Consider the following 17,936-nt stretch of genomic DNA (forward strand, 5'->3'; position numbering starts at 1 on the left):
GAAACGGCCTTCCCTGAAAAGGGGAAGGCCGTTTGCATATTATTCAGCGGCTTCCGCGTAGCTTTCGACCGGCGGGCAGGTGCAGACCAGATTGCGGTCGCCGAAGACGTTATCGACACGGTTGACCGGCGACCAGTATTTGTCGACGCGAAAGGCGCCGGGCGGGAAGCAGGCCTGTTCTCTGCTGTAGGGACGATCCCACTCACCGACAAGGTCCTCGACGGTGTGGGGCGCGTTCTTCAGCGGGTTGTTGGCCTTGTCGGCGCGGCCTTCCTCGATGTCGCGGGCCTCCTGACGGATCGCCAGCATCGCTTCGCAGAAGCGGTCAAGCTCGGCCTTGGTTTCCGATTCCGTCGGCTCGATCATCAGCGTACCTGCAACCGGCCAGCTCATGGTCGGCGCGTGAAAGCCGCAATCGATCAGGCGCTTAGCGACGTCGTCGACCGTAACACCAGCGCTGTCCACCAGCGGGCGGGTGTCGATGATGCACTCATGCGCCACGCGGCCGGCTTCGGACTTGTAGAGCACGTCGTAGGCACCCTTCAGGCGGGCCGCGATGTAGTTGGCGTTGAGGATCGCCACTTTGGTCGCCTGCGTCAGGCCTTCGCCGCCCATCATCAGGCAGTAGCTCCAGGAGATCGGCAGGATTGAGGCAGAGCCGAAAGCAGCCGCGGAGACCGCGCCCGGACGGCCATCCGTTTCCGGGTGTCCTGGCAGGAAAGGTGCCAGATGCTCCTTGACGCCGATCGGGCCCATACCGGGACCGCCGCCGCCATGCGGGATGCAGAAGGTTTTGTGCAGGTTGAGGTGCGAAACGTCCGAGCCGATGTCACCGGGCCGGGATAGGCCAACCATGGCGTTCATGTTGGCGCCGTCGAGATAGACTTGGCCGCCGTGCTCGTGCACGAGGTCGCAGATTTCCTTGACGGTTTCCTCGAAGACGCCGTGCGTCGAGGGGTAGGTGATCATGCAGCAGGAGAGGTTTTCCGCATACTGCTCCGCCTTGGCGCGGAAATCATCCATGTCGATATCGCCGTTCTCGCGAACTTTGACGACCACGACCTTCATACCGACCATTTGAGCGGAGGCAGGGTTGGTGCCGTGCGCGGAGGTCGGGATGAGGCAGACGTCGCGGTGACCATTGCCATTGGCGATGTGATAGTTACGGATCGTCAGCAGACCGGCATACTCGCCCTGCGCACCGGAGTTCGGCTGCATGGAGAAGGCATCATAGCCTGTCACGGCGCAGAGCTTCACCGTCAAGTCGTCGATCATCTCGCGATAGCCGAGCGCCTGATCCACTGGAACGTATGGGTGGATATCCGAGAACTCGGGCCATGTGATCGGCAGCATTTCCGCCGTCGCGTTCAACTTCATCGTGCAGGAGCCGAGCGGGATCATCGCGCGGTCGAGCGCCAGATCGCGGTCGGACAGCCGGCGGATATAGCGGGTCATCTCGCTTTCGGCGCGGTTCATGTGGAAGATCGGATGGCTCAGGTACTCGCTGGTGCGGGCGAGGCCCTTCGGCAGACGATAGCTCGGCTCGAAATCGCCCACAGCAAAGTTACCGCCGAAGGCGCGCCAGACGGCTTCCAGCGTCGCCGGGCGGGTGCGCTCGTCGAGGCTCATGCCGATCTTCGTAGCGCCGACCTTGCGCAGATTTACGCCTTCGGCGACTGCGGCGCGCAGGATGACGCCCTGCATGTGACCGACATCGACAGTGATCGTGTCGAAGAAGGTCTCGGGCTCGATGGTATAGCCCAGCTTTTCCAGGCCCTTGGCCATCAGCACGGCCTTCTGGTGGACCTGCTGGGCGATCGCCTTGATGCCCTTGGGACCGTGGAATACGGCGTACATCGAGGCCATAACGGCGAGCAGGACCTGCGCGGTGCAGATGTTCGACGTGGCCTTCTCGCGGCGGATATGCTGTTCGCGGGTCTGCAGCGACAGGCGGTAGGCACGGTTGCCGCGCGCGTCCACGGAGACGCCGACGAGACGGCCGGGCATGGAGCGCTTGTGTGCGTCCTTGACCGACATGTAGGCGGCATGCGGGCCGCCGTATCCGACAGGAACGCCGAAGCGCTGCGAATTGCCGATGGCAATGTCGGCGCCCATTTCACCGGGCGACTTGAGCAGCGTCAGGGCCAGGATGTCAGCAGCGACTATGGCGATGGCGCCGGTCTGGTGCAGGCGCGAGATCAGACCGGTGAAATCATGCACGTGGCCGTGCGTGCCCGGATACTGGAAAATGGCACCGAAGACGTCGACCGGATCGAGATCGGTGAAGGGGTTGCCGACAATGACGCTCCAGCCCAGCGGCTCGGCGCGGGTCTTGATCAGTTCGATCGTCTGCGGATGGCAGGCGGCGTCGACGAAGAAGGCCTTCGCCTTCGACTTTGAGACGCGCTCGGCCATCGCCATGCCTTCTGCGGCTGCGGTCGCTTCATCGAGCAGCGAGGCGTTGGCGACGTCAAGGCCGGTGAGGTCGCAGATCATCGTCTGGTAGTTCAGCAGCGCCTCGAGGCGGCCCTGGCTGATTTCGGGCTGGTAGGGCGTGTAAGCCGTGTACCAGGCCGGGTTTTCCAGGATGTTGCGCTGGATGACCGGCGGCGTGATGGTGCCGTAATAGCCCTGGCCGATCAGTGAGACGAGCACCTTGTTCTTGTTGGCGGTCTCGCGTAGCTTGTCGAGCGCCTCGCGTTCCGTCATCGGCGCACCCCAGACGAGAGGCGCCTTCTGGCGGATGGAGGGTGGTACTGTGGCGTTGATCAGCCCGTCGAGGCTGCCGTAGCCGATCACCTCCAGCATATCCGACATTTCGGCCGGGGACGGGCCGATGTGGCGACGGTTGGCGAAGTCGTAGGGCTGGTAGTCGGTAAACTGGAATTCGGTCGGCGTCGTCATTACGCAGTGAGCTCCTTGTAGGCCGCTTCATCGAGCAGGCCGTCGGCATCAGCGGCATTCTTGAGCTTCAGCTTGAAGAACCAGCCAGCGCCTTGGGGATCGGAATTGACCAGCGACGGATCGGCGGTGATCGCCGGGTTGACTTCGGTGATCTCGCCGTCAAGCGGACAATAGACGTCAGAAGCAGCCTTCACGGACTCAACGGTTGCGGCATTGTCATTCTTGGAAAAGGTGGCGCCGACTTCCGGCAATTCCACGAAGACGAGGTCGCCGAGCTGTTCAACGGCGTAGGTGGTAATGCCGACCGTCGCGACGCCGCCCTCGATCTTCAGCCACTCGTGTTCTTCGGTAAACTTCAGCATGATTGTTCTCTCCGGAAAAATGTTTCAGCGTTTGTAGGTCGGTGTAATAAAGGGGAGGGCACTGACGATGACCGGCAGGTACTTGCCGCGCACTTCGGCATAGACCTGGGTTCCAACGGCCGCCTGGGCGACCGTGACGTAGCCCATTGCGACGGGATGCTCGACCGAGGGGCCGAAGCCGCCCGAGGTCACTTCGCCGATCTCCGTCTTGCCTTCGGCATCCGCAAAGAGCTTGGCGTGGCCGCGAACCGGAGCCTTACCCTCAGGCTTCAGGCCGACACGGCGGCGGGCAGCACCCTTTTCAAGCTCGGCCAAGATGCGGTCTGCGCCAGGAAAACCGCCTGCACGGGTGCCGCCCGTCTTGCGCGCCTTCTGCATACCCCATTCGAGCGCAGCTTCCACAGGCGTGGTGGTCGTGTCAATGTCGTTGCCATAGAGGCAGAGGCCTGCCTCGAGGCGCAGGCTGTCGCGGGCACCGAGGCCGATCGGCGCCACGTCCGGATGCTCAAGCAACCGCTTGGTGACATCCTCCGCCTTGTCTCCCGGGATCGAGATTTCAAAGCCATCTTCGCCGCTATAGCCCGAGCGGGAGACGAGACAGGAAACGTCATGCAGCCGGCAATGGCGCACGTCCATGAACTTCATTGCCGCGACATCGGCCCAGAGTTCCGCAAGCACTTCGACGGCGCGCGGTCCTTGCAGGGCGATCAGCGCACGATCGAGCAACGTGATGTCGCAGGTGTCGCCGATATGCTTCTGCAGGTGAGCAAGATCGGCATCCTTGCAGGCGGCGTTGACGACGACGAAGAGATGGTCGTCGAGATGGGTGATCATCAGGTCGTCGAGAATGCCGCCGTTGCCATCGGTGAAGAAACCGTAGCGCTGGCGACCTTCGGCAAGACCGAGGATATCGACCGGAACGAGGCTTTCGAGCGCAAGCGCGGCGTCCTCATATTTTCCGGACTTTGCCTTGATGACGACCTGGCCCATGTGGGACACATCGAAGACACCGGCCGACGTGCGGGTCTGGATGTGCTCCTTCATGACGCCGGCCGGATATTGTACCGGCATGTCATAGCCTGCGAAGGGCACCATGCGGGCGCCAAGCGACAGATGCAGCGTGTGAAGCGGAGTTTTCTTGAGGGCAGCAGTATCGTCCAACGACGCCTCCGGGGTTTGCGCCTGGAATTCCATGCGCGGGCTCAAATCTTCAGACGCGGTTGCGCCTTGCATTTCGAGCCCCCTCTGTCCCTGTGCCTGAGATTGTTATCCCTTCGGCGAGCGTTTCGAAAACGCTTCTCTCCAGAGTTCCGTCTGCCCCTTGCTGGTCCTTTGGCCTGAGAGTTTCCGGGGCGGTTGCTCCTTCGGCACCGGTCGTAGACGACCAGCTTCTCCCAACAAGGTCGAGGGCAATTATCTGGCCAGGGCTGTACTTGGCAAGGGGGAATGTCGCCGCCGAACAAATTTTTGTCGCGTGGACTTGAGTATAGCGCGACGGAGGGAGGAAGCAGGCGATGCTCAGCTGTCGCTGTAGAGTTTCAATGCCTGCTTCAACCCAGCCTGTGGCTGCCGTTGCCCCATCGTCATTAGATCCAGCGCAACTTCCGTCGATTGAATGATGTTGGCCGCTTCTTCGATGTCTTGGCCGCTGGCCGTCCTCATCTGGCGGTCTGCTGCGCGGCGAGCTTCCTTCGCAGCGGTGCTTGCGGACACGCGCTGCGGAATCCGGAGCGTATCAAACGCTGCGGCTGCGGTGCTCGCAGCTATCGTGCCTATCAAGACTGTCATACGGTCAGAATAAGGCGTCGCACGTTCCTAACTGGCTAAATTAACCGCTGGCATTTTATGCATCTTGATCTTGTCCGGAGATGATTGGAATTTCCGGCGCGGTAAAACAGAGACGACTCATGATTCAGGCCATACTTGTCGCCGTTGGCGGCGCAATCGGTTCCGTCCTCAGGTACTACGTCGGCCAGTGGGCTCTCAGGCTCGCAGGCCCGGCCTTTCCGTGGGGAACACTGATCGTCAATGTCGTCGGCTGCTTTGTCATTGGCGTCTTCGCCGAAATGATCATTCGACGCTTCGATGCATCGCCGGAATTGCGCCTGCTGCTGATCACCGGCTTTCTCGGTGGCTTCACGACCTTCTCGGCATTCTCGCTCGATGCCATTTCGCTCTTCGAGCGTGGAGCAGTTGTCTCGGGCGCTGTCTATATCGTCGCAAGCGTCGGCCTGTCGCTGGCCGGGGTAATCGCCGGACTGGCGCTCATGCGCGCAATCTTGTGAGATTACGGTTTCCGTTTTCGGAAAAAATGCTCTAAAGCCAGCCGCAAAGGCCGCGCAGTGCGCGGAAGACCATTTTCCGAAAGATGACGTATGGCGGGTATCGAACACATAAAAGTGGAGCCTGATGAGGCGGGCATGCGGCTCGACCGCTGGTTCAAGGTGCATTTCCCGGGCCTCGGCTTCGGCCCACTTCAGAAGCTTCTCCGATCCGGGCAGGTCCGCGTTGACGGCGGGCGTGTGAAGAGCGATACCCGCGTGCAGCCCGGACAGATGGTGCGCGTGCCGCCGCTTGATGTCGACGCCAAGGTGAAAACCGGACCGATCGCTGGCCGCGATCTCAAGCACTCCGGCGATTTCGAATTGTTGTCGCGGATGGTGCTGCACGAGGACGACAAGGTCATTGTCCTCAACAAGCCCGCCGGCCTCGCGGTTCAGGGTGGCTCGGGCGTGACGCGCCACATCGACAAGATGCTCGAAGCCTGGACCAGTCCGAAAGGCGAGAAGCCACGTCTGGTGCATCGTCTGGACCGGGACACATCGGGTGTGCTCGTCGTGGCACGTACCCGCGGCGCTGCACAAAAGCTCACGGCCGCCTTTCGGGAGCGCGATACCAAAAAGACCTACTGGTCGCTGGTAAAGGGCGTCCCGCGTAAGCAGGAGGACAAGATCTCGACCTGGCTTGTCAAGGAAGCGACGCCAGACGGCGACCGGATGCGGATCGCGAAGCACGGGGAGGACGGTGCCGACCATGCCGTCTCGTACTACCGTGTCATTGAGACGGCGGCGCAGCGGCTGGCTTGGCTCGAAATGGAGCCTTATACCGGCCGTACGCATCAACTTCGCGTTCATGCCCTTCATATTGGTCATCCGATCATCGGCGACCCGAAATATTTCGACGATGATCCGAATTGGGATTTTCCCGGCGGCGTTCAAAAGCGACTGCACCTGCACGCACGTCACATCGATATCCCGCATCCGTCCGGTGGACGCTTGCGCATAACCGCGCCGTTGCCTCCGCATATGGTCCAGACCTGGAACCTGCTGGGATTTGATGAGCGCTCTGCCGACGGAGCCAATGACGAATGAAACTGGCACTTTTCGATTGCGACGGAACGCTAGTCGACAGCGCCGCGCTGATCCATGAGGTGATGGCAAGGACGTTCGTGCATTTCGGCTATGACAGGCCCGGTGTCGCGTCGACGAAGTCGATCATCGGACTGACGCTGGATATCGCGATTGCGCGGATGCGTGGAAAGCCTGATGTCGACGATGAGGCGATCGCGATGACGGCGCATTATAGGACGATCTATACCGGTGTCCGTGACGAACCTGGAATGGACGTGCCGCTCTTTAACGGCATCAAGCCGCTGGTCGATGAATTGGCGCGGAACGATGACATTCTGATCGGCGCGGTAACCGGCAAGTCGCGTCGCGGTCTTATCCACATTCTCGAAAAACATGGTCTTGCACCACATTTTATCGTTTCGCGTACTGCGGACGACTGCCCATCGAAGCCGCATCCAGCTATGGTAATGGAGTGCTGCAGCGAGACCGGCATGAATCCCGCCGATGCCATCGTCATCGGTGATGCTATCTACGATATGCAGATGGCGAAGGCCGCGGGCGCGAAGGCGGTAGGTGTGTCGTGGGGTTATGCCAGCGTGGACGATCTGGTGACTGCGGGTGCCGACAGCATTGTTCGCCACCCGAGCGATATTTTGAAGCACTTTTCCTGAGGTGAGGCATGCGTGATCTGTTGAACGACCAAGCTGAAGGATTGAGTCATCCAGACCCAATCCGTCGCGCCCAGATCCAGATGAAGAAGCCATTGCCGAAGCGCTTCTATAAGACAGTCACAATCCGGGAACTCGACGAAGGATTCTCGATCGAACTGGATGGCAAGGCAATCCGGACGCCAGCCCGCAAGCTGCTTGTTGTCGCGACGAAGCCGCTTGCAGAACTTCTTTTGCGAGAATGGGAGGCACAAGCCGAGCTCATCGACCCTTCAACCATGCCCGTGACCCGGCTCGTCAACACCGCTATCGACGGGGTTGCAACCGATACGCAGGCCGTCTTTGAAGACATTCTGCGCTTCTCCTCAAGTGATCTTCTCTGCTATCGCGCCGATGCACCGCAGGAACTCGTCGAGCGTCAGAAAGAGCTTTGGGATCCAGTGCTCGATTGGGCCGCTAATTCGCTCGGCGCGCGCTTCATTCTGATCGAGGGTGTCATGCATCACGATCAACCACCGGAAGCCATCTCCGCGTTTTCCGCGGCGTTGAGGCGGCACGACACGGCCACGGTCCTCGCCGCCCTACATACCATCACAACGCTGACCGGCTCGGCGCTGCTGGCGCTTGCCTTCGCCGAACGTGTCCTATCGGCGAAGAAAGTCTGGTCGCTCGCACATCTCGACGAAGACTGGACAATCGAGCATTGGGGCAGCGACGAAGAGGCCGAAGAACGGCGGGAGAAGCGCTTCGAGGATTTCAAGGCCGCTGCGGACGTTTTTTTGGCCATGAAGGGCTGAAACATATTGCTTTGATGTCAGTTATCGCGAAAATCTGCGACTCTATCGGGGGCGGATGCGGATTTTTTTAATGAACTGGCTCAAGTCGTGCTTTTTTCGGGTTGCGCTGATCTGCATCGCCCTGGCGTCCTGCTCGCTCTTCGCAAAGGAGCAACCCGGCCCAGTCTATGACGTCCGAAGCGCTGTCGTTGTCAGCCCGCAGAAGATACCGCCGGCAATCCTTGCCGGTGTCGGTGATCGGGTAAATGCGGCGATCAACGCTACGGTGCGGACCGAAGTCTATCCACGCGTCGTGCTGACGATCCGCATCCTGTTCGTCGAAAAGGGCCAGGGCCTCGATAAGAGCCGGAATGTCGCGAAGGTCAGCATCGATGCCGCTTCGGTCGAAGACGGATCGGTCATTGCCGTTAGCTCGTTCGAGGTCACGAGCTTCTCCAACAGTCCCGCGGCCGCCGACGAAATCCTTGCCGAGGACATCGCCGCCCGCATTCGTTCGGCTTTCTCGCTAAGCGCCGGACGCGCTTGAACCGGCCGCGATATCCGCGGTGAGGAGTATCTATGAAGGAAATTCTTGAAGAACTCGAACGTCGCCGAGGGATTGCAAGGCTCGGTGGCGGCAAGGCGCGTATCGACGCGCAGCATCAGCGCGGCAAGCTGACGGCGCGCGAGCGAATTGATCTTTTCCTCGACGAGGACTCCTTTGAGGAGTTCGACATGTTCGTCGAGCATCGATCGAGCGACTTCGGCATGGACAAGACGCGGATTGCCGGCGACGGCGTCGTCACCGGATGGGGCACGGTGAACGGACGAACCGTCTTCGTTTTCGCCAAGGATTTCACGGTGTTCGGCGGCTCGCTCTCCGAGGCGCATGCCGAGAAGATCATGAAGGTGCAGGATATGGCGCTCAAAAACAGGGCGCCGATCATCGGCATCTACGATGCCGGCGGTGCTCGCATCCAGGAAGGCGTCGCTGCGCTTGGCGGCTACGCTGAGGTATTTCAGCGCAACGTGCTCGCGTCGGGCGTCATTCCCCAAATCTCGGTTATCATGGGACCATGCGCCGGCGGCGACGTTTATTCGCCCGCAATGACTGATTTCATCTTCATGGTCCGCGACACTTCGTACATGTTCGTGACCGGCCCGGACGTGGTGAAGACAGTCACCAACGAGACCGTCACCGCAGAAGAGCTCGGCGGCGCTTCTGTGCATACGACGAAGTCCTCGATTGCCGACGGCGCCTACGACAATGATGTCGAGGCGTTGCTGCAGGTTCGCCGACTTATTGACCTTCTGCCACAATCGAACACCTCGCCAGTGCCGGAAATCGAATGTTACCAGCCGGTGACAGACATCGATGCATCGCTGGATACGCTGGTGCCGGCCAACGCGAACAAACCCTATGACATCAAGGAATTGATCCAGAAGACAGTGGACGAGGGTGATTTCTTCGAGATCCAGGCAAGCTTCGCCAAAAACATAGTCTGCGGCTTCGGTCGGATCGAGGGCTCGACCGTCGGCTTCGTGGCAAACCAGCCAACGGTGCTGGCCGGTGTGCTCGACAGCGATGCGTCGCGAAAGGGGGCACGGTTCGTCCGCTTCTGCGACTGCTTCAACATTCCGATCGTAACGTTCGTGGATGTGCCCGGCTTCCTGCCGGGTACCGCTCAAGAATATGGCGGACTGATCAAGCACGGCGCAAAGCTGTTATTCGCCTATGCAGAGGCGACGGTGCCGAAGCTGACGGTGATTACGCGCAAGGCGTTCGGCGGAGCTTATGACGTCATGGCATCCAAGCATCTGAGGGGCGACTTGAACTATGCCTGGCCAACGGCTCAGATCGCGGTCATGGGTGCCAAGGGTGCAGTCGAGATCATCTTCCGGAAGGATATCGCCGATCCCGAAAAGATCGCTGCACACACGAAGATGTATGAGGACCGATTCCTTTCACCATTTGTGGCAGCTGAGCGAGGCTATATCGACGAGGTGATCATGCCGCATTCTACGCGGCGCCGCTTGGCGCGCGGCCTCAAGATGCTTCGCAACAAAGACCTGAGCAATCCCTGGAAGAAGCACGACAATATTCCGCTTTGAGGAGACTATATTGGGGAAAGCTAAGGAAAATCAAGAAGACGTGATCGTCTGTCAGCGATCCGTGTCTTCATTCCTTTTGGCGAAGCAGCTAACGCTCCGCTGTCTTTACTCAAAAGGAGAGTCTACATGTCGAGTTTTGAACGGCTGAGCGCATATCAGCCTTATGCGCTCGCCGCTTTGCGCGTTATTACGGCACTGCTCTTTATCGAGCACGGAACGATGAAGCTTTTCGCGTTCCCAGCTGCACAAATGGAAGGCCCGCTGCCGCCCTTGATGCTGGTCGCCGCTCTGCTCGAAGTCGTCGGTGGCCTTATGGTGCTGATCGGTCTGTTCACACGGCCGGTCGCCTTCATCCTGTCGGGCCAGATGGCGGTCGCCTATTTCATGGCGCACGGACCAAAGGCGTTCTGGCCGGCACTGAATGGTGGCGACGCTGCAATTCTATTCTGCTTCATCTTCCTATTCATCTTCTTCGCCGGAGCTGGTGCTCTGTCGATCGACCAGCGCAAGGCGGCCGCCTAACAGCGATAAATGCCGCGACCGGTTTTACCGGCCGCGGCTGCGGCTCATGCTGTGGCCTTCAAGCCGGCGATCCCCGCAACAATCATTGAAATGCAGAGCAGACGTGGGGTAGTGGCGGCATCACCGAGTAGCCAGATACCGAGCAACACGGTGCCAACGCTACCGATACCCGTCCAAATAGCGTAGGCCGTCCCAATCGGCAGCGTTTTGACGGCAATGCCCAACAGCACGACGCTGACGATCATGGAAATGGCGGTCAAAGTGGTCGGTACCAGACGCGTGAAACCGTCGGTATATTTCAAACCGATCGCCCAGCCACATTCGAAAAGTCCGGCAAGAAAAAGCAGAGTCCAAGCCATCGTAAGTCTCTATCCTCAGAGCGAAGACGTTCCCGATGCGCCAGGGGCCAGATCAAGCGCCCGGGACTTTGGGAACGCTTCAACTCACGTAGGAAACGTCATGGCGGACCTACCACCCGTTTCTTGCGCGTGCCTCAGGCAAGCCGCTCGGCATGCCACTTCAGGTGATCGTCCATGAAGGTCGAGATGAAATAGTACGAATGATCATAGCGCTCATGCATGCGCAGTGTGACCTTGATATCGGTATTCTTGACGGCGTCTTCGAACAGCCAGGGACGCAGCCCGTTCTCCAAGAAACCATCAGCCTTCCCTTGGTCGATCAGGAATTCAGGGAAACGTGCTCCGTCGCTTACCAAGGCGCAGGCATCGTATTTGCGCCAGGCTGCGCGGTCAGCTCCGAGGTATTTTTCAAACGCCGGAGCCGACCAGTCCGCAGTCGAGGGTTCCACGATCGGCGCAAACGCCGAGCAGCTCTTGAACCGATCCGGATTCTTGAGTGCAATGGTCATTGCGCCATGCCCGCCCATCGAGTGGCCGAAGATGCCCTGCCTGCTCATGTCCATGCGGAAGTGTTGGCTGACATAGGCCGGGAGCTCTTCGGTGATGTAGGTGTACATCTGGTAGTTCTGCGACCATGGTTCTTCGGTCGCATCAAGATAGAAACCCGCACCCTTGCCCATCTGCCAATTGGTGAGCTCATCCGGTATGTCATTGCCGCGCGGGCTTGTGTCCGGGCAGACGATAATCAAGGCGAGTTCGGCAGCCATGCGTCGATACTCGCCCTTTTCCATGACGTTCGCATGCGTGCAGGTCAAGCCAGAGAGGTACCAGACAACAGGACAGGGCTCTTTGATGGCCTTTGGGGGAACGAAAACTGAAAAGGTCATGTCGCACTTGCAGGCGTCGGATTGGTGCGTGAAGACACCTTGCATGCCGCCGAAGGCGGTCGTCTGTGAAATGATGTTCATTCTCTATCGTCCGTTCTTGGAGTAGGCGCCTTTGCCCGGCGGCACAGGCGATCGAAAGTTTCGAGGAAGCGGGAGCGATCCTTCGGGCCGAAGGCAGCATTGTAACCCTTGCTTTCGCCGGTCTCTCTCAAGTGAGCGCCGAGATCGCGCATGGCGCTAGCCATGCCGATATTCGTGTTGTCGAAGACGCGACCCGTCGGACCGCTGACAAGGGCGCCGGTCGCCACACAGCGGACCGCTAGCGGGACATCGGCGGTGACGACCACATCACCGGCGCCGGCATGTTCGGCAATCCAGTTGTCGGCGGCATCGAACGAGGCCGAGACGATGACATTGTGCACCATCGGGTCGCGCGAAGGGCGCAGACCGGAATTGGCCACGAAGGTCACTTCGATGCCGTGGCGCTCGGCGACCTTGAGGATTTCCGGCTTCACGGGGCAGGCGTCTGCATCGACATAAATCATGAATCTCAATCTTTGGCTGAAACGCTACGCGGCCCTGAGGGGCGCGTAGCGGCGGTTCGTTCGGGTCTCATAGTCCGACGGCTGCCCTTCGTTCAAGACATCAGACTTCCTTCAGCGTGCCTGCCTTCTTGGCCACCCAGGTTGCGATGATATCCATCAGCGTCGGATTCAGGCAGTCATAGGGCGTGAGGCCGAGTTCGTTCAGGCGACCACGAACACCTGCCATCGCCGAAGGCGGGGTGCCCGATTCGATGATCGACGAGACGAAGGCCGCGAATGTTGGCTCCGGCCAGCCCCCTTCCTGGAAGCGTTCCGGATGGATAAAGTCGAGCCCTTTGAACGCATGTTCGCGCTCCACCGGTCCGTACATATGGACGCCGCAGGCCTTGCAGGCGTGGCGCCGGATCAGCGCATCCGGATCGACGATCTGCAGCTTGTCGCCATTCTCCAGCACGGTGACGTTTTCATGCGGGGTCACGGCGACGACTGAAAAGGCCGCTCCCTTCGGCTTCCAGCATTTGGTGCAGCCGCAGGCGTGATTGTGGGCGATGGTGCCCCTGATCGCGACCTTCACGGCGCGGTCGGTGCAAGCGCAGACCAGCGTGCCGCCATTGAAATTTGCCTGGCCTTTCTTCACGCCGCCGTCGAGGGCGGGGTGTATCGATACTTGACTTGGCATGTTCAGCTCCTCCTCTTTAGCTGCCCACGGCTCCCAAATCAGGATCAATTTGCGAAAAAGCCGCAGGCCATTTCAAAGTCGTGCCGCATTCCGTCGTCTTCTCCTCAATAAAGTACCACGCTTCGGATGCTTGTCCCCGAATGCATGAGCTCGAAGCCCTTGTTGATGTCTTCGAGGGGCAAGGTGTGGGTGATCATCGGATCGATCTCGATCTTGCCCTGCATGTACCAGTCGACGATCTTTGGGACGTCAGTGCGGCCGCGGGCGCCGCCGAAGGCGGTGCCCATCCAGGAGCGGCCGGTGACCAGCTGGAACGGCCGGGTGGAGATCTCCTGGCCGGCGCCGGCCACGCCGATGACCACCGACTTGCCCCAGCCGCGATGGCTGGCTTCCAGCGCCTGGCGCATGACCTTGGTGTTGCCGGTGCAGTCGAAGGTGTAGTCGGCGCCACCGATCTGGTCGGCACCGCGCTTCGTCATGTTGACGAGGTAGGGCACGATGTCGTCGCCGACCTCCTTCGGATTGACGAAATGCGTCATGCCGAAGCGCTCGCCCCAGGCCTTCTTGTCGTTGTTGAGATCGACGCCGATGATCATGTCGGCACCGGCAAGCCGCAAGCCCTGGATGACGTTGAGGCCGATGCCGCCGAGACCGAAGACGATGGCGGTCGATCCGATCTCCACCTTGGCGGTGTTGATCACCGCACCGATGCCGGTGGTGACACCGCAGCCGATGTAGCAGATCTTGTCGAAAGGGGCGTCCGGATTGACCTTGGCAACGGCAATCTCCGGCAGCACCGTGTAATTGGCGAAGGTCGAGCAGCCCATGTAGTGGTGGATCTTGTCCTTGCCGATCGAGAAGCGCGAGGTGCCATCCGGCATCAGGCCTTGCCCTTGCGTGGAGCGGATCGCGGTGCACAGGTTGGTCTTGCGCGACAGGCAGGACGGGCATTCACGGCATTCCGGCGTATAGAGCGGAATGACATGGTCGCCCTTCTTCACCGAGGTCACACCCGGGCCGACATCGACGACGATGCCGGCGCCCTCATGGCCGAGGATGGCCGGAAACAGGCCTTCCGGATCGGCGCCCGACAAAGTGAAATCGTCGGTGTGGCAGATGCCCGTCGCCTTGACCTCGACCAGCACTTCGCCGGCCCGTGGCCCCTCCAGCTGAACGGTCATCACTTCGAGCGGTTTTCCGGCCTCAACGGCAACGGCGGCGCGAACGTCCATGTCGAATTCCTCCTAATGACTTGATTTGCGCGGACCATTGCACGCACTGCGTCTGCGGCTCAAGAAAAAACCGCCTGACAGTTTGAATTTCCGCCCCGAACACACTGATTGCGCCGGTCGCTGTGCGGCTTGCGTCAGAAGAGCTTTTCGGTTGCGAAAATAATGGCATAGCCATGTACTGCGATAGCCGCGTAGAGGCCAAAGGCAACGAGCATACGCTCGCCATCCTTCATCTCGTCAAGCATCTGGCGCGGCTTCACCGAACCGCCACTGACGAGGCTGACAAGCACGAAGACGAACAGGCCCGCCGTCAGCATGTTCGCGGGCAAACCGATCTCGAATCCAATGCCGAGAATGCAGAGCGTCACAACGAAACTGGCCGCCATCTGCGACCTTCGCGTGCGAAAGATTTGCCGGAGGACCTGACCTCCATCGAAACGGTGCATCGGCAGTAGGTTCAGCAGGTTGAAAGTGCCGAGGATCAACAGGAAAATAAGCAGAGGTCCGCGTGACGCCGAGGGCAGCAGGCCAACATCCGAAAGCTGCGTGGTGACCGCAAGGATCGGGACCATAAAGGCCGACATTCCCGCGCCCATCAGGGCACAAGTTGCCACCTCGAATACCGACCGGTACGGCCTCCCGCCGACAGCGATGCCACCAAGCAGAGGTACAAAGATCATCCTGACCGATGCATGACCGAACATGCGATAGGCCGCCATATGCCCCAGTTCATGCAATACAATGACAAGCGTCAGGAACGTCGAGAGCATCAGGCCACCTGCATCGAGCCCAAGGAAGGGCCAGAGCAGCAGCGTCGACAACACTGCAAGACCGCCTTGGACCAGCGGTCGCTCAAAGTACCCCTGTGGCAGCGATTCGCCTGTCTTCAACCATCCATCAAGCGTCTTCATTTCCCGGCGCAGAACGAAATAGCGAAACATGAGGAAAGCCAGCCCGCGGTACCGGTCCGTCTGTTCGACCTCCAGCAGAGCACCATCCGGTGTTGGCCGAATGATGCGCCGCTCCCGGTAGTGGTTCCAGAATGTGGGATCCAGCGTGCTGTCATCGATGATGCGAGCCTGGAAGCCGTGGACATTACTCGCCATTGATGGCAACGGGTCCAATGCAAGAAGCCGGCGCGAGGGCGCACCGTTCTTGTCGAGATGTCGGTAGGCCTGCTCCACGACACCACACCGATCGGCAAGCGCACGACTGCTGATGACCGAGTGGTGCCAGGACGCATCCGGGCCGGCGGGATTCATCGCCTTCCAGAGTGTATCGGGGGTGCATCGATAGGTTTGGCTAAGGCAAATGGTTCTGCGCCCTAACGGAACCCGCAAGAAAAGCCAGAGAAGGCCGAGATTTATGACCAGCAAGAGGATCGCCGATTGCAGCGTCGTCATTTGCTACCTCCACCGGCATCCTGCCAGGCGGCTCACGATAGGCAGTCAGCCGTTAACAAAACCTAACCGGCGGGACGGCAAGAAGCGTCGGCGGTCGTCAGGCGAACTCGAGAATCACGGCGTCGACGGCAAGGCTCTCTCCGGGCTTGACGTTGATTTTGCTGACGACAACATCGCGTTCGGCGCGCAGCACGTTCTCCATTTTCATCGCTTCGACCACGGCAAGCGTTTCACCAGCTTTGACTTCCTGGCCCTCGACCACTGCAATCGAAACGACGAGACCAGGCATAGGGCAGAGCAACAGCTTCGATGTATCCGGCGGAAGCTTGACCGGCATCAGCTTCTCTAGCGCGGCATGGCGCGGCGTCAGCACCTTGGCTTTCAGGGATATTCCCTGCCAGTCCAGCCGGAGACCGTTGAGAACCGGGCGGATTTGCGCAATCACGTTTTGGCCCGCGACCTTGCCGCGCCAAACGGCGTCGCCAGGTCTCCAATCGGTGACAACGTTGGAAATCTTGCCGCCGATCTCGATGTCCATATCGAAAGGGATCGTCACTAGCCCGTCAACCAAACGCGCATCGACGTAGCTGTCACCGAGCCTGACGGTCCAACCATCGCGTGTCGCACCGCCGGGAGTGCGCAAGCGGTCGGCGAAGCGCTCTCGACGGTTGGCCTCGATGACGGACGCCGAAAGGGCGACCGCCGCGAGAATCGCTTGCTGGTCTGCATCGGGCACCATCGGCGCAAAGCCATCCGGGTACTCCTCGGCGATGAAACCGGTCGATAAACGTCCCTCGCGCCAGCGGGGGTGCTTCATCAGCGCGGCAAGGAAGGGGACGTTGTGTTCAATTCCATCGACAACGAAACCGTCGAGGGCCTCGCCCATCGCTTCGATCGCCTCCAGGCGCGTCGGTGCCCAGGTGCAGAGCTTCGCAATCATCGGATCGTAGTGCATCGAAATCTCGGCGCCTTCGAAAACGCCGGTGTCGTTGCGCACGATGGCGCTCCCGGACTTGCCTTCCGCAGGCGGCCGATATCGCGTCAGACGACCGATTGAGGGCAAGAAATTGCGATAGGGATCCTCGGCATACAACCGGCTCTCAATCGCCCAGCCGTTCAGCTTTATGTCACCTTGCACGAACGGTATCTTCTCGCCGGCCGCAACGCGGATCATTTGCTCCACGAGGTCGATACCCGTGACCAGTTCACTAACCGGATGCTCGACCTGCAGGCGCGTGTTCATTTCCAGAAAATAGAAATTGCGGTCACGATCGACGATGAATTCGACCGTGCCGGCGCTTTGATATTCCACAGCTCGGGCAAGCGCGACCGATTGCTCACCCATCGCCGCGCGGGTGTTGGCATCGAGGAAGGGTGAGGGGGCTTCTTCGACAATCTTCTGATTGCGGCGTTGGATCGAGCATTCGCGTTCGCCGAGATAAACGACGTTTCCGTGCGCGTCGGCGAGCACCTGAATCTCGATGTGGCGGGGCTCGACAACGTATTTTTCGATGAAGACACGGTCGTCACCAAAGGAACTCTTCGCCTCGGAACGTGCCCGGTTGAAACCGTCGTGCACTTCCGCTTCGTTCCACGCAATGCGCATACCCTTACCGCCGCCGCCGGCAGACGCCTTGATCATAACGGGATAGCCGATCTCGGCGGCGATCCTTTCTGCGTGAGACGCATCGTCGATGACGCCGAGATAACCGGGGACGGTGGAGACCATGGCGGCGTTGGCAAACTTCTTCGATTCGATCTTGTCGCCCATCGCCATAATGGCCTTCGGCTTCGGACCGATGAAGACAATGCCTTCTTTCTCCAGTGCCTCGCAAAACGACGCTCGCTCGGAGAGAAAGCCGTAGCCGGGATGGACCGCTTCGGCGCCGGTCTGCTTGCAGGCTGCGATGATCTTATCCGCGACGAGATAGCTTTCGGCGGCTGCCGCAGGGCCGATGTGAACAGCCTCATCAGCCATTTCCACGTGGAGTGCATCCCGATCCGCATCTGAATAGACCGCTACCGTCACAATTCCCATACGGCGCGCGGTCTTGATAACGCGGCAAGCGATCTCGCCGCGATTCGCGATCAGGATTTTCTTGAACATGGAGACTCCACCCAAAACATGCGTTCCGGA

At 60.0% G+C, this 17,936-nt stretch carries 18 protein-coding genes and 2 riboswitches; of the genes, 7 read left to right on the forward strand and 11 right to left on the reverse strand.

Annotated elements, in window-relative coordinates; translation table 11 throughout:
- Positions 1-39 precede the first annotated feature (39 nt).
- The 4 genes from gcvP to K9B32_RS02460 form a co-directional block, all read right to left on the reverse strand.
- On the reverse strand, positions 40-2,904 hold the full coding sequence (gene gcvP / locus K9B32_RS02445) for an aminomethyl-transferring glycine dehydrogenase (RefSeq protein ID WP_224560293.1): 2,865 nt from the start codon (positions 2,902-2,904) through the stop codon (positions 40-42).
- On the reverse strand, positions 2,904-3,266 hold the full coding sequence (gcvH, locus tag K9B32_RS02450) for a glycine cleavage system protein GcvH (protein WP_224560294.1): 363 nt from the start codon (positions 3,264-3,266) through the stop codon (positions 2,904-2,906). The genes gcvP and gcvH overlap by 1 nt, the downstream gene beginning before the upstream one ends.
- A 24-nt stretch (positions 3,267-3,290) precedes the next feature.
- The gene (gene gcvT / locus K9B32_RS02455) at positions 3,291-4,427 is read right to left on the reverse strand and encodes a glycine cleavage system aminomethyltransferase GcvT (protein WP_224560295.1); all 1,137 of its coding nucleotides are present in this window, start codon (positions 4,425-4,427) and stop codon (positions 3,291-3,293) included.
- Between the two features lie 74 nt (positions 4,428-4,501).
- Positions 4,502-4,582: riboswitch (glycine riboswitch) on the reverse strand.
- A 3-nt stretch (positions 4,583-4,585) separates the two neighbouring features.
- Positions 4,586-4,673, reverse strand: a riboswitch (glycine riboswitch).
- Positions 4,674-4,784: 111 nt separating this feature from the next.
- Positions 4,785-5,054: a hypothetical protein gene (locus K9B32_RS02460; protein WP_224560296.1), complete on the reverse strand. Its 270-nt coding sequence runs from the start codon at positions 5,052-5,054 to the stop codon at positions 4,785-4,787.
- Between the two features lie 119 nt (positions 5,055-5,173).
- Here K9B32_RS02460 and crcB point away from each other — a divergent pair, with 119 nt between their 5' ends.
- From crcB to K9B32_RS02495, 7 genes are all read left to right on the forward strand, one after another.
- Positions 5,174-5,551: a fluoride efflux transporter CrcB gene (gene crcB, locus K9B32_RS02465; protein ID WP_224560297.1), complete on the forward strand. Its 378-nt coding sequence runs from the start codon at positions 5,174-5,176 to the stop codon at positions 5,549-5,551.
- A gap of 90 nt (positions 5,552-5,641) precedes the next feature.
- On the forward strand, positions 5,642-6,637 hold the full coding sequence (locus tag K9B32_RS02470; RefSeq protein ID WP_224560298.1) for an RluA family pseudouridine synthase: 996 nt from the start codon (positions 5,642-5,644) through the stop codon (positions 6,635-6,637).
- Positions 6,634-7,287 (forward strand): HAD-IA family hydrolase, encoded by a 654-nt coding sequence (locus K9B32_RS02475; protein WP_224560299.1) that lies wholly within the window; start codon positions 6,634-6,636, stop codon positions 7,285-7,287. Before K9B32_RS02470 ends, K9B32_RS02475 begins: the two co-directional genes overlap by 4 nt.
- Positions 7,288-7,295: 8 nt before the next feature.
- Positions 7,296-8,081 (forward strand): ATP12 family chaperone protein, encoded by a 786-nt coding sequence (locus tag K9B32_RS02480; protein ID WP_224560300.1) that lies wholly within the window; start codon positions 7,296-7,298, stop codon positions 8,079-8,081.
- Between the two features lie 70 nt (positions 8,082-8,151).
- Positions 8,152-8,607 carry a hypothetical protein gene (locus K9B32_RS02485; protein WP_224560301.1) on the forward strand — a complete coding sequence of 152 codons (456 nt, stop codon included), beginning with the start codon at positions 8,152-8,154 and terminating at the stop codon, positions 8,605-8,607.
- Positions 8,608-8,639: 32 nt separating this feature from the next.
- Positions 8,640-10,172 (forward strand): acyl-CoA carboxylase subunit beta, encoded by a 1,533-nt coding sequence (locus K9B32_RS02490; RefSeq protein ID WP_224560302.1) that lies wholly within the window; start codon positions 8,640-8,642, stop codon positions 10,170-10,172.
- Between the two features lie 126 nt (positions 10,173-10,298).
- Positions 10,299-10,694, forward strand: coding sequence for a DoxX family protein (locus K9B32_RS02495; protein WP_224560303.1), 396 nt, complete (start codon positions 10,299-10,301; stop codon positions 10,692-10,694).
- 44 nt (positions 10,695-10,738) lie between these two features.
- On the opposite strand, the gene K9B32_RS02500 is transcribed toward K9B32_RS02495, so the two are convergent.
- The 7 genes from K9B32_RS02500 to K9B32_RS02530 form a co-directional block, all read right to left on the reverse strand.
- Complete coding sequence (locus tag K9B32_RS02500; RefSeq protein WP_224560304.1) at positions 10,739-11,053, reverse strand: DMT family transporter; 315 nt, start codon at positions 11,051-11,053, stop codon at positions 10,739-10,741.
- 134 nt (positions 11,054-11,187) lie between these two features.
- Positions 11,188-12,021 carry an S-formylglutathione hydrolase gene (gene fghA / locus K9B32_RS02505; RefSeq protein WP_224560305.1) on the reverse strand — a complete coding sequence of 278 codons (834 nt, stop codon included), beginning with the start codon at positions 12,019-12,021 and terminating at the stop codon, positions 11,188-11,190.
- Positions 12,018-12,485 (reverse strand): YaiI/YqxD family protein, encoded by a 468-nt coding sequence (locus tag K9B32_RS02510; RefSeq protein WP_007789639.1) that lies wholly within the window; start codon positions 12,483-12,485, stop codon positions 12,018-12,020. Before K9B32_RS02510 ends, fghA begins: the two co-directional genes overlap by 4 nt.
- A gap of 100 nt (positions 12,486-12,585) precedes the next feature.
- Positions 12,586-13,164 (reverse strand): S-(hydroxymethyl)glutathione synthase, encoded by a 579-nt coding sequence (gene gfa / locus K9B32_RS02515; protein ID WP_224560306.1) that lies wholly within the window; start codon positions 13,162-13,164, stop codon positions 12,586-12,588.
- A 104-nt stretch (positions 13,165-13,268) separates the two neighbouring features.
- On the reverse strand, positions 13,269-14,396 hold the full coding sequence (locus tag K9B32_RS02520) for an S-(hydroxymethyl)glutathione dehydrogenase/class III alcohol dehydrogenase (RefSeq protein WP_224560307.1): 1,128 nt from the start codon (positions 14,394-14,396) through the stop codon (positions 13,269-13,271).
- Between the two features lie 134 nt (positions 14,397-14,530).
- A complete protein-coding gene (locus K9B32_RS02525; RefSeq protein WP_224560308.1) occupies positions 14,531-15,799 on the reverse strand; it encodes a hypothetical protein in 1,269 nt (422 codons plus the stop codon).
- Positions 15,800-15,896: 97 nt separating this feature from the next.
- Positions 15,897-17,906 (reverse strand): acetyl/propionyl/methylcrotonyl-CoA carboxylase subunit alpha, encoded by a 2,010-nt coding sequence (locus K9B32_RS02530; protein WP_224560309.1) that lies wholly within the window; start codon positions 17,904-17,906, stop codon positions 15,897-15,899.
- Positions 17,907-17,936 lie beyond the last annotated feature (30 nt).

Origin of the sequence: Rhizobium sp. 3T7, from assembly GCF_020166565.1 — a bacterium.
Lineage (GTDB): Bacteria > Pseudomonadota > Alphaproteobacteria > Rhizobiales > Rhizobiaceae > Rhizobium.